Genomic DNA, 13,742 nt, shown 5'->3' with positions numbered 1-13,742 from the left:
GCCCAGGTATTCCAGCGTGCCGTCCGGCAACCAGCGACCCAGGTCGCCGGTCTTGTACATCCGGGCATCGGGGACGGCGCTGAAGGGATCTTGCAAGAAGCGTTCGGCGGTCAGCTCCGGACGATCGAGGTAGCCACGGGCCACCTGCACGCCGCCGAGGAACAGTTCGCCCGCGACGCCCACCGGCACCGGTTCACCGTGCGTATCCAGCACGTACACCGGGGTGTTCGCGATCGGACGGCCGATCACCGGACCGCCCGCGGACTCGCGGATGCTGCCGATGGTGGCGTCGACCGTGCACTCGGTTGGGCCGTACATGTTGTGGAAGTGGATGACGGGCGACGCCTTCAAGCGTTCCCACAGCACGCGGCCCACCGGCTCGCCGCCGAGGTACACGCTCACCGGACGCGGGCCGGTCGGTTCCAGCAGGCCGGCCGACAGCAGCACTTCCAATTGCGACGGCGTGCTGTCCAAGGCGGCGATGCGTTCGGCTTCGAGGAAGCTGACCATCGCCGGGCCGTTCGCACGCAGTTCCTGCGGGATCAGCACCAGGCAGTGGCCCGAGAGCAACTGCAGGATGCCCTTGAGCGACATGTCGAACGAGAACGCGGCGTTCAAGGCCACGCGCGAGTGCGGGGCCAGTTCGCGGTGCGTGGTCTGGCCCATGACACGCCAGAAGTTCACCGCCGAGCGGTGCTCGACCATCACGCCCTTGGGCTGACCGGTCGAACCGGAGGTGTAGATCACGTAAGCCAGATGACGCGAGGTCAGGCCGGCGACGGTCGGGTTGTTGATGCCCTCGCCTTCCAAGGCGTTGCCATCAATCACGAGCACCGGCGCATCACTACCCGGCAACGTCGGGACCAATGCAGCCTGCGTCAGCACCGCCTTCGGACGACTGTCGGACAGCATGTAAGCGATGCGATCGCTGGGATAACTCGGATCCACCGGCACGTAGGCCGCGCCAGCCTTGAGCACGCCCAGCACGCCCACGATCATCGCCAGGCTGCGTTCGGTGCAGACGGCCACGCGCTCGTCGGGCTGTACGCCCAGGGCCAGCAACTTGTGCGCAACCTGGTTGGCGCGACGGTTGAGTTCGGCGTAGCTGAGCGAGGCGCCTTCGTAACGCAGTGCCTCCGCATCCGGATGCGCCGCAACCTGGGCCTCGAACAGGCTGTGGATGGTGCGGTCGTGCGCGTCGTTGGTGCGATTGCTGTTGAAGCCGATCAGGACCTGTTCGCGTTCTTCCAGTGGCAGCACCGACAGGCGCTGCAGCGGCGTCGTGCCACCTGCTTCCAGGGCCGCGACCAACGCTTCCACGGCCGTGGCCATGTAACGCACCACACGCGGGCCGTCGATGCCGGGCACCGACAGCGCGGTGAGACCGAAACGCCAGCCGTAATCTTCCACCGACATCGTCAGCGGATAGTTGTTGCGGGTCTCTCCGCTCAGCATGCGAACGCCATTCCAGGCGGAGCCCGCCGATTCGGCTTCGGCTTCAGCCGAGTCCGCGCCGTGGCTGTGGCGGTAGTTCAGCAGCGTGGTGAACAGCGGCAGCGGCGACTGGACAGCGCTGCAACGCTGCGCCAGTGCGAGCGAGGCCTGCTCGTGTACGAGCAGATCACTCAGGCGCTGATAAGCATCGCGAACGGCATCGCCAGTCGACAGCTGCGAGAGCGACATGCGGATCGGCAACGTGTTGAGGAACATGCCGACCACCTGGTCGGCGCCTTCCGAACCTTGCAGGCGGCCGGTGAGCACGGTGCCGAACACCACATCGTCGCGCCCGGTGCACTGGCCCAAGACCTGGGCCCAGGCGGCATGGAACAACACCGACGGCGCCACACCCTGGTTGCGTGCGGCATCGCGGATACGCTGCGACATCGAATCGTCGAAGCGCATGCCGGTCTTTGCGACCACGGTGCCGTCGCCCTGCACGTCCAACACGTCGAACGGCGCCGTGGGGGCATCGATATCACCCAGCTGCGCCCGGAAGTAGCTCTCGTGCTCCGCATCCGGCACGGCGTGCGTGCGCGCGATGAAGTTGCGGTACGGCAGCGGCTTGGGGAGCCGGTCGCCATTGCCCAGCAGCAACTGCTCGATCTCTCCCATCACCAGCGACATGGCGACGTGGTCGCAAACGATGTGGTGACTGAGCAGAGCGAGCAGCCACTCGCCGGACGTCCGGTCCTGCGTGACATGGGCCGCGAGCAGCGGGCCGTGACGGAGATCCAGCCGCATCCGGCGCGGATCAGCACGCTCCAGCAGGTGCGGCAGGGCCTCGGCATCCGGGGGCACATCCAGCTCATGCAGCGGCAGCGGCGCACGACGCTGCACCACCTGTACCGGTTGCGGCAGTCCGTCCCAGTGGATCGCACTGCGCAGGATGTCGTGACGGTCGATCACCTTCTGCAAAGCGCCCAGGAAGGCATCGAGACGATCGCGACCATCGAATGCCACTACCGATCGCAACAGATACGTGTCGCCTGCGGCGTCATCCTGCAGCATGTGGTGGAAGAGAATGCCGCCCTGCAGCGGAGCCAGCGGATAGATGTCCTGGATGTTGGACACACCACCAGACACCTGCGCGATCACGCTGTCGATCTCTTCCTGGGTCAGCTTCACCAGCGGCAACAGGTCGGGCGTGATCTTGCGGACCGCACCGACGCCGCTCACGACTTCGCCTTCTTGCGGGAGCGTCTCCAGCAAAGCAGCCTTGTGCTGCTTCAGCAGCTCGAGGGTCTGCGGATCCATTGCACCCTTTGGCGCACGCACCACCAGCTCGCCCTCGCGGACATGCACGGCGATCCCTTTCTCGTGCAGCCGTTCCATCAGCGCAGACAGACTCACAGGCTGATCTCCTCCATATCCGTTTCACCTTCTGTCTCGCCAAACGCCTCGGGGATGAGGTTGGCAGGGACTTCCCATTCGGGGGCTACCGGCTTGGCCAGCTGCGCCGCAAATCCGCTAAGCGTCGGCGCGGTAAACAGCATGCCGACGTCGGCCTTGAGGTCGCGTTGACGCAGTCGTTCGATCAGGCTGATCGCCAGCAGCGAATGCCCGCCCAGCTGGAAGAAGTTGTCAGTGCGTCCGACGCGTTCCACGCCGAACAGGCCCTGCCAGATTTCGGCCACGATCGTTTCGATTTCCCCGACAGGTGCCTGGAAGCCGGCGGTATCCGTCGTTGCCATCTCTGGAGAGGGCAACGCATGCCGATCTATCTTTCCGTTCTGCGTCAGCGGCAACGCTTCGAGACGCACGAAAGCGCTGGGAACCATGTACTCCGCCAGCATCTGCGAGAGCGTGTCACGCAGTGCCGCCACCGCAGGCTCCGCGCCCTCTTCGGGCACGAAGTAGGCCACCAGACGCTTGTCGCCATTGTCGTATTCGCGCGCTACGACCACGGCTTCACGAATACCATCGCAATCGACGATGCGCGCTTCGATCTCACCCAGCTCGATGCGGTAGCCGCGAATCTTGACCTGGAAGTCGTTACGTCCCAGGTATTCGAGATTGCCGTCGGGCAACCAGCGAGCCAGATCGCCCGTCCTGTAGAGCCGTCCGTCCGGTTTGCTTCCGAACACATCGGTGACGAAGCGCTCATGCGTGAGTTCCGGGCGATGCAGATAACCCGGCGCGACCTGCACGCCACCAATATGGATTTCTCCCGGAACGCCAACCGGAACTGGCTCGCCCCGCGAATCCAGTAGATAAATGCGGGTATTCGAGAGAGGACGTCCAATCGGCACCGCTTCGCCGGCCAGCGATTCACTGCCATCGCTGACATAGGTCGTGCAGCCCACCACGGTTTCGGTCGGACCGTACTCGTTGATGACCACCGCGTTGGGAAGCACGCGTTCGCGGAATTTCTTCAGCCCGCGGGTAGTCAGCTGCTCGCCGCCGACAACCAGCACATGCCTGGTATCGACCGCCCCTTCATCGGCCAGGTTGGCCAAGGCGTCAAGATGCGCAGGCGTCAGCTTGAACAGCCAGCGTTCGGCATGACGAGTGTAGACAAGCAACTGCTTTAGGCACTCGTGCGTGTCTTCAGGCAGCAGCACGACCGGCTTGCCGCTGATCCACGGAACCATGAGCGTGGTCAGCGTCGCATCGAAGCCAAGCGGCGTGGCGACCAGCGCGCCGGCGATTTCTTCGTCGAGATACTCGCGGGATGCGTGTTCGAGGTAGTTGGCCAGGTTGCGATGCGCAACCAGCACACCCTTGGGGCGTCCCGTTGAGCCGGACGTGTAGATCACATAGGCGGCGTTGTGCGAAGCCAGGCCTGCGACGGTCGGATTTGTCGCGGGCACGTCCTGGGTCCGGGCCTCGTCAATCGCGAGTACCGGCACCGCGAACGTATCCGGGATCATTCCTCGCAGCTCGGATTGCACCAGCAGCGCCACCGGTGCGCTGTCGTCCAGCATGTAGGCCAGGCGCTCCTGTGGATAGCTCGGTTCCAGCGGGACGTAGGCGCCGCCCGCCTTGAGTACGCCCAGCAGGCCGGCCACCATTTCCGGGCTGCGACGCGCGCACAGGGCCACGCGATCATCCGGCGCCACGCCCTGCGCGATCAGGCGATGCGCAATGCGGTTGGCCCAGTCGTTGATCTCGGCAAAGCTCCAGGCGCGGCCTTCATGCAACAACGCCGTAGCATCCGGCGCGCGACGGGCTTGTTCCTCGAACCAGGAATGGGCAAGTCGATCCGCCGAATACGGAACATCGGTGCGGTTGAACTCCACCAGTACCTGTTCGCGGCCCGCCGCGGACATCAGCGGCAGGTCACCAACCTTCTGCGTGTCGTCCGCCACCATGCTTTCGAGCAGCGTGATGAGCTGCTGCAGCATGCGTTCGATGGTGCTGCGATCGAACAGGTCGGTTGCGAATTCCAGTTCGCCCGACAACTCGGCCTGGCCTTCGTCGGCGAAGAACAGACCCAGGTCGAAGTGCGCCTTGTAATACAGCAGGTCCAGCTGGGTCATTTCCACGCCGGGCAGCGACAAGCTGCCGCCACGCGGCGTGTTGTCCAGCGTCAGCATGGCCTGGAACAGCAGGTTGTGGCTAAGGCTGCGGGTCGGTTGCAGCGCTTCCACGACCTGTTCGAACGGCAGGTCCTGATGCGCGTAGCCGCCCAGCGTGGTCGACTTGATCTGCTCCAGCAGCTCCGCCACCGTGAGATTCGCATTCAAGCCCACACGCAATGCGAGCGTGTTGAGGAAGAAGCCGATCAGCGGCTCGGTTTCAGAATGCTGGCGATTCGCTACCGGCGTGCCAACCACCACTTCGCCCTGCCCGCTCAGTCGCGACAGCAAGGTCGACCAGCCCGCAAGCAAGGTCATGAACATGGTCGTGCCGTGGCGCTTCGACAGCTCCCGCAGGCCCGTGGTCAGAGCGGCAGACAGATTCACGTCGATACGATCGCCGGAATAGCTCTGTACCGGCGGGCGCGGACGATCGGTCGGCAGTTCCAGCAACGCCGGTGCTCCAGACAGGTGTTCGCGCCAGTAGTCGACCTGCCCTTCGATGACTTCGCCCTGCAGCCATTGACGCTGCCAGGTCGCGTAGTCGGCGTACTGGATGGCCAGCTCGGGCAACGGATCGGGCTGTCCCTGCGAGAACGCGGTGTACAGCGCCTTCACTTCGCGCAACAGCACACCGTGCGACCAGCCGTCCGAAATAATGTGGTGCTGGGTGACGAGCAGTACGTGCTCCTGCTCGGACAGTCGCAGCAGGCGTCCGCGGATCATCGGACCCGTCGAGAGATCGAACAGTTCGTGTGCTTCAGTAATGCTGTGCTCGTCGATCGCCGTTTTTTGCGCCGCCGCGTCGAGATTGCGCAGGTCGTAATCAACCAGAGAGAACGTGCCCTGCTCCGAAACGCGCTGCAGCGGAACACCGTTCACGCTCTCGAAGCGGGTGCGCAGCGATTCATGCCTTGCAACGATCCGATCCAGAGCCGTCTGCAGTGCGGCACGATCGAGCGCACCGGTCATCTTGAGCGTCAGCGGCATGTGGTAGGCGGAACCCGCCGCATGATCGAGCTGGTCCAGCATCCACAGACGCTGCTGCGCGAACGACAACGGCAGGTCCGAATTGCGATCTACCGGCACGATCGGCGGCATCGCCACCGCATCCGAATCGACCAGCGCACCGGCCATGTCCTGCAACGTGGCGCGCGCGAACACGTCACGCAGTCCAAGCTCGAGCCCCATGAGCTCACGCACTCGCGTGACCAGCTGCACCGCGATCAATGAGTGGCCACCCAGCTCGAAGAAGTGGTCGTGGCGACCGACGCGTTCCAGACCCAGCAGCTCCTGCCAGATCCCGGCCAGGACCTGCTCCACCTCGCCTACCGGCGCCTCGTACGCTCGGCTTGCGACCGCGCTCTGATCCGGCGCCGGCAAGGCCTTGCGATCCAGCTTGCCGTTCGGCGTCAGCGGCAGCTTCTCCAGCTGCACGAAGGCGCTCGGGACCATGAACTCCGCCAGCTCGCGCGACAGCTGTTCGCGTAGCTCGCTGACTGACAACGTCGTGTTTGTGTCTTCGGCCACCACATACGCCACCAGGCGCTTCTCGCTGCCGTTGTCCTCGCGTGCCAGCACCGCCGCTTCGCGCACGCCGTTGCATTCGCGCAGACGCGCTTCGATCTCGCCCAGCTCGATGCGGAAACCTCGGATCTTCACCTGGAAGTCGTTGCGTCCCAGGTATTCCAGCGTGCCGTCCGGCAACCAGCGACCCAGGTCGCCGGTCTTGTACATCCGGGCATCGGGGACGTTCGAGAACGGATCGCGAACGAAGCGCTCAGCCGTCAGCTCCGGACGATCCAGATAGCCGCGGGCCACCTGCACGCCGCCGAGGAACAGTTCGCCCGCGACGCCCACCGGCACCGGTTCACCGTGCGTATCCAGCACGTACACCGGGGTGTTCGCGATCGGACGGCCGATCACCGGACCGCCCGCGGACTCGCGGATGCTGCCGATGGTGGCGTCGACCGTGCACTCGGTTGGGCCGTACATGTTGTGGAAGTGGATGACCGGCGAGGTCTTCAGGCGTTCCCACAGCACGCGACCCACCGGCTCGCCGCCGAGGTACACGCTCACCGGACGCGGGCCGGTCGGTTCCAGCAGGCCGGCCGACAGCAGCACTTCCAATTGCGACGGCGTGCTGTCCAAGGCGGCGATGCGTTCGGCTTCGAGGAAGCTGACCATCGCCGGGCCGTTGGCACGCAGTTCCTGCGGGATCAGCACCAGGCAGTGGCCCGAGAGCAACTGCAGGATGCCCTTGAGCGACATGTCGAACGAGAACGCGGCGTTCAACGCCACGCGCGAATGCGGGGCCAGTTCGCGATGCGTGGTCTGGCCCATCACGCGCCAGAAGTTCACTGCCGAACGGTGTTCGACCATCACGCCCTTGGGCTGGCCGGTCGAGCCGGAGGTGTAGATCACGTAGGCGAGATGACGCGAGGTCAGGCCGGCGACGCTCGGGTTGTCGCTGGCCTCGCCTTCCAAGGCGTTGCCATCAATCACCAGCACCGGCGCATCGCTACCCGGCAACGTCGGGACCAATGCGGCCTGCGTCAGCACCGCCTTCGGACGACTGTCGGACAGCATGTAAGCGATGCGATCACTGGGATAACTCGGATCCACCGGCACGTAGGCCGCGCCGGCCTTCAGCACGCCCAGCACACCCACGATCATTGCCAGGCTGCGTTCGGTGCAGACCGCGACGCGCTCGTCGGGCTGCACACCCAGGGCCAGCAACTTGTGCGCGACCTGATTGGCGCGACGGTTGAGTTCGGCGTAGCTGAGCGAGGCGCCTTCGTAACGCAGTGCCTCCGCATCCGGATGCGCCGCAACCTGGGCCTCGAACAGGCTGTGGATGGTGCGGTCGTGCGCGTCGTTGGTGCGATTGCTGTTGAAGCCGATCAGGACCTGCTCGCGTTCTTCCAGCGGCAGCAGATTGAGTCGGCCGACCGCGCAGCTCTCTTCAGCCACGATGCTCGCCAGCAGCACGGACAGCTGGTGGGCGAAACGCTCGACCGTGCCCTGGTCAAGAACCTCTGTGGCAAAAGCCAGCGCGCTCGGCAACCCGTCACTTCCGCACAGCAGCGTCAGTGCCACCTGCGTAACGTCGGATGACTCGCTGCCATCCTCCGCGAGAATGGCGCTGTGAATCCACTGCTCCGCGCCAGCAACCTCGGGGTAAAGCGCGGCGCGCAATTGCGACAGCGGCAATGCCAGATGTGCGCCGGTAGCCCGCTTCGTCGCATTGATCTGCCGCAACAGGACCGGGATCGAGGGGTCGGCGGCGACATCGATCCGGAGCGGCAGAAGATGCTTTCCATCGGCGGAGCGCGTGCCGATGACCACTTCGGCTTGACCGCTCAAGCGCGAAAGCAGGCTCACCCATGCGGCGAGCAACACATCGTCCGGTGACGATTCGTTGCGCTGCGCCAGCGCCTCAAGTCCGCTGACGAGCGCCTTCGGCAACTGCAGGGGCAGCCGCGTCTTCGCGACATCCAACGCCGCGGGTCGTGCATGCTCCAAAGGCAAGGCGAACGCAATGGGCGCCGCACCAAGATGCTGGGACCAGAAGGCAACCGATTGCTCGATACGGCCGGCATCGATCCATTCGCCACCTCGTTCGAGCCTGACCCACAGGGCGTCGGAGCCGCTACGCAGCGATTGGTAGCGAGCGAGCAGCCGCCCAACGCTCAGGTGCCCCAACTTCGCCTCGGCGGGTTCGCTCGACAGAATCAGGTGTTGTCCATCGGCGCGCACGAAATGCGCGATGCGGAACAGTCCCTTCATCCCTGCAATCGCCGCCAGCGCGGCCTGCTCGCATTGCGCATCGCTGGCATCGGCGGCGATCTGGACCTGCTTCAGCTCAATGGGTTCGAAGTCGACTGACCTTGACGCCTCGCCGACGGCGCGAGAAGCAAGCTCCTTCGCCGCCTCCACCAGCGCCGGCCCATCCAGCAAGCCGGCATGACGAACGTGTGCAAACAGCGGCATTCCGCTGTTATCGGTGACAAGCGGCATCCACCCCGAGTGCGGCGCCGGAACGACCGCGCCGAAGTCCGCGACCATCGCCTTCAGGGCATCGATATAACGGCCCAGCAACAGATCCATGTAGTCGTCGGAGAGATGGATCTTGGAGCGCAGCAGCAGCGAATACCCGTCGTCGCGGTTGCCGCTGACATGGGTGGAAACCTTGAAGTTCAGCTCTTCGAACAGCTCGCCGATCTTCACCTTCAGCGATTCGTCACGGGTCAATTCGCGCGAAATTCGGAAATTGGTGTAGGTGAAGAGCGAATCGATGACGACATTCGGGTTCTCGCGAAGAATCGTCGAGAACGGATAGCGCCGGTGCGGCTTGCGGTCGCCTTCGGATTGCAGCAACGCGTGGCCAAGGTCGCGCCACGTGGTGTTGCCGACATCCAGATTGTAGGGAAGCGCGTTGAGGAACAGCCCCAGCACATTCTCGGCACCCAGTGCTTCCAGGCGACCGTTGTCGGCATTGCCGGTCACCATGCGGCTCTCGCCGGTCAGTGCCGATAGCATGTAGGCGTGCGCCATCAGCATCAGCGTCTTGACCGGGATGCCTTCACGCGCCACGACGCCATCTAGCTGCTGTCCCAGTGCCAGATCCAGGCGGATCTCGCGATTCTCGATGGCCTGTGACGTCGGCCATACCTGGGAGATCGCACCGTTGACCGAGGACTTGCAGTACTCGGTCCAGAACATGCGGCTTTCCTGGCTGCGTTCGTCCTGGAGAACCTGGGCGACATATTCCGCGAAGCGCGCCTGCCCCGGATCGTAGCGATCCACAACCGTCTGCCCGGCCTTGATCTGCAGGTAGTAGTCGAAGACCTGACGCTGCAGCGTCGCCATGCTCCAACCGTCGAGAATGGCATGGTGCGCATCGATGACGAACTGGATGCAGTTCTCGGCCTTGCGCAGGATCGAGAAGCGGATGAGGGTATGGGCCTTGATGTCGAAGCCCTGATCCTTTAACCGGCGGATATGCTCGGCGACCAGGACATCCTGACGTTCCGCGTCGTGCATGCGGATGTCGGCGATCTCGACGTTCGGAGCAACCTGCGCATAGACCAGCTGCAACGGAACCGAATAGGTACCCAGATCGAAGCCGGTGCGCAGCACCGGGTGCAAGGCGACCACCTTCTCGAGCGCCTGCAGGAAGCTGGCCTCGTCGTAGTCGAAGGTCAGCTCGAAAGAGAACACATCGTGGTAAGCGGAGGCTTCCTCGTCCATCAGGCCATGGAAGATCATCCCGTGCTGCAGCGTGGTGACCGGATAGGCGTCTTCCAGCCCCGCCGACAACAATGCACGATCGCCTTGTGGAACAAGTGCAAACGGCCGGCGTTCCGCGGCCTCGTCGGTGGCCGCGGACACGACGCATCCGCCGCCACGCACGTATTCGGCCAGCTGTTCGATGGTCGGATATTTGAAGATGTCGGCGACCGACACATTCATGCCCTGGTTGCGGAGTTCCGCGACCAGCTGGATGGAGAAGATCGAATCGCCACCCAGCGAGAAGAAGTCCGATGTCTTCTGAAGCCCATCGACGCTCAACAACTGGCCCCAGATGTTCGCGATGGCCTGTTCGACTTCGTCGAGCACGTCGCCCTCGGACACGCTGAGAGCACGCTGGGCTTCGAAAGTGGCGATCAGCGACTTCGCGTCCACCTTGCCGTTCGGAGTCAACGGAAGCTGGTCCACGAAGAGAATCTGCGCTGGCACCATATGTCGGGGCAGCCGCAGCGTCAGTTGACGCTTGATGTCGTCGGCGGACATGCCGCCTGCCCCGCCGTCGGCGAAGGCGACCAGCATTTCCAGTTCGCCCGCGGTGTAGAGCTGCACACTGATCTTCCGCGACGGCAGGCACTGCGCCAGCTGAGCCACGATCTCGTTGATCTCGACACGCTTGCCGCGAATCTTGATCTGGCCGTCCCGGCGCCCCTGATACACGATCTGGCCTTCGCTGTCGTAGCGGCAGATATCGCCGGTGCGGTACGCCGGGCCATCCGACAAGGTCGTGGAAACAAAGCTGCGTGCCGTAGCGTCAGACAGATTGTGGTAGCCGGATCCGACGCCGCGCCCTGCGATCAGTAGTTCACCGGCAACGCCCGGAGGGCACAGGGCCAGATTGGCGTCGACGATGTACGCCTGCGCGTTCTGGATCGGCCGGCCGATGACGACCTGCTCGCGCTGCAGCCACTGAGCACCCCTTGCCTTATGCGCAACGGAAATGTCCGTGCACTCGGTCGGTCCATAGATGTTCGCCAGCTCGGCACGGCAGTTCGCGCTGGTCAGCCAGGGCTTCAGCGCGGAAACGTCCAGCGCTTCGCCGCCGAGTGCCAGCAGAGAAAGGCTGGAGAGACGCTGGTAATCGTTGCTTGCGTCGGTCTTCACCAGCGCGTTGAACGCGCTCGGAGCGCAATTGATCAGCGAAACACCCGCTTGCGCGATCAGCTGCAGCAATCCGTCCGGATCGAACATGCCCGGCTTTGCCAGGACCACGGTGCCGCCGACCATGAGCGGGCACAGGATGTTCTTGATCGACGCATCGAAGCCGATCGGGATCATCAACAGCACGTTGCTGCTGGCATTCAACCCGCAGAAGCGCACGTACCAGTCGCAGAGATTGGAGAACGCGGCGTGGGAGATCAGTGCACCCTTGGGGCGCCCGGTCGATCCCGAGGTGTACAGCAGATAGGCCAGGTCACTTCCGTCAACTGCCGGATATGACGGCTGTTCAGCGCCCGATTTCGCCGGAATACTTTCGATGTCGAGAACGAAGCCGTAGAACTCCGACAACGTTTCCGACAGGCTGCTGTCGCTGATGACGATCGTCGCCTCGCTGTCGGACAGCGTGTAATCGATATGTTCGCGTGGATAACTGGAATCCAGGGGGACGAATACGGCGCCGCAACGCATGACGGCGACGATCGCCGCCACCATCGCGATCGATCGCTCGAGGTAAACGGCAACCTTGTCGCCCTTCTTCACCCCAAGACTCATCAGCCGGGTGGCGATCTGACCAACGCGGTCGTTGAGGTCGGCGTAGGAGATCTGCGCGTCACCGGTGCGAACGGCAATGGCGTCGGGCGTCGACTTCGCCGCGCGATCGATCTGGGCGAACATTTCGCCGGCGCGGACTTCCTGCTCTTCGCCCTGGGTGTACTGCGCCAGCTGTACCTTCAACTCGTCCTGCAGAACCGTCGATATGGGGACCTGCGTGTCCTCGATGGCCTTGGAGGTCAGCGACAGGTAGAGGTCGGCCCAGCGCTCGATGGTTTCCGTCTTGAACAGGTCGGTGTTGAAGTAGAAGACAGCGTCTTCGCCCTCGATCTTCAGCGTGATGTCGTACTGCGACCTGGTCGGAAAAACATGCCCCTCGCTCACGTCGATCGAGTCGAACAGATCGATACCATGCGGAGTCCGGTCATACAGGAACTTGACCTGGAATACCGGCGAATAGGCCGTGTCGCGCTCGATATTCAGCGCTTCCACCACCTTGTCGAACGGCATGTCCTGATAACGCAACGAGGCCAGCGTGGACTCGCCCAGGTGAGCCATGTATTCGGCAATCGACTGCTCAGGATCCACCTGGCTGCGCAAGGCGACCTGATTGACGAAGAAGCCGGCCATTGCCTCCAGATCGGCGTGATCGCGACCGAACACGTCGGTGCCGACCACGATGTCGCGATCGCCGGTGAGCTTGCTCGTCAGCACGTTGAACACGCCCAGGTAGAACGTGAATTCCGAGATGCGCATTTGCCGGGAGGCGGCGGCGACCGACTCGGCCACGGCCGACAGGCGGCGGCGTACCGTGGCGCCGTTGAAGCTCTGGATTGCCGGACGCGGCGCATCCAGCGGCAGCTCAAGCACGCCCTTGATGCCGTCGAGATTCGTCTTCCAATAGGAACGCGAAACCTCGTACCCGCCCTGCTCGTACTGCGCAACCTGCCATGCCGCGTAATCGGGGTACGAGAGCGCTGGCGCCTCGTTGTTGGTCGATCCATTCCGATATGCCTCGGAAACTTCGCGAACGAACTGCTGGATCGACCATTCGTCCGTTGCAATATGGTGGATGCCCACCATCAGCCGGTGGGAATCCTCTCCCTGGCGAACCAGGCAGACGCGAAGTGGGAGATCGCGCTGCAGATCGAAGGGGCGCTGCGAGATTTCATCACGCTTGCGGGCCAGCATCGCCGCCCGCTCAGCCTCCGCCTGACCCGACATGTCCAGCCATTCGACCTCGAACGTGCGGTCGGATTCGACGCGCTGACGGGCCACGCCGCCCTCGGTGAAGTAGGTCGTGCGATAGATGGCATGCCGGTGCACCGCCGTCACGATGGCGCGGCGGAAAGCCTCGGCGTCGAGCGCGCCCTTTAGTTCCAGCTCGAGCGGGAGGATGAAGCTGGTGACACTCGGGTCGTACTGATACAGGAAGTACAGGCGCTGCTGCGCATACGACAGCGGATAGCTGTTCGAACCGCCCTGCGGAATGATCCTTCCGGACTCGCGCGCGACCTGCGCCGTGAGTTCGCCTTTGTAACGCCTGATGGCATCGGTGACCTCGGCGGTCAGCTTCGACTGGTCGCCGGTGACGCGCAACTTTCCGTTGTCGACTTCGACGCCGATTCCATGCTGTTCAAAGTATTGGACGAGTTCAAAAAGAAACATTCCGGCTTTCCTGCCTGTCTTTATGAGGGTGCA

The 13,742-nt window shown here is 63.7% G+C and carries 2 protein-coding genes; both read right to left on the bottom strand.

Features of this window, described 5'->3' with window-relative positions; all coding sequences use genetic code 11:
• Positions 1-2,850, bottom strand: a 2,850-nt coding sequence (locus ACYVGK_RS13250; RefSeq protein WP_460734403.1) for a non-ribosomal peptide synthetase, incomplete at its 3' end; no start/stop codon positions are given.
• A complete protein-coding gene (locus ACYVGK_RS13245) occupies positions 2,847-13,709 on the bottom strand; it encodes an amino acid adenylation domain-containing protein (RefSeq protein WP_460734401.1) in 10,863 nt (3,620 codons plus the stop codon). The genes ACYVGK_RS13250 and ACYVGK_RS13245, both read right to left, overlap by 4 nt.
• Positions 13,710-13,742: the final 33 nt, after the last annotated feature.

Source organism: Lysobacter tyrosinilyticus (assembly GCF_054779815.1).
The sequence above is the reverse complement of the archived record's forward strand: the minus strand, read 5'-3'. Positions and strand labels throughout refer to the sequence as shown.

Coding starts and splice junctions, on each gene's coding strand:
- ACYVGK_RS13245 (WP_460734401.1), bottom strand. CDS start 13,709: ATGTTTCTTTTTGAACTCGTCCAATACTTTGAACAGCATGGAATCGGC.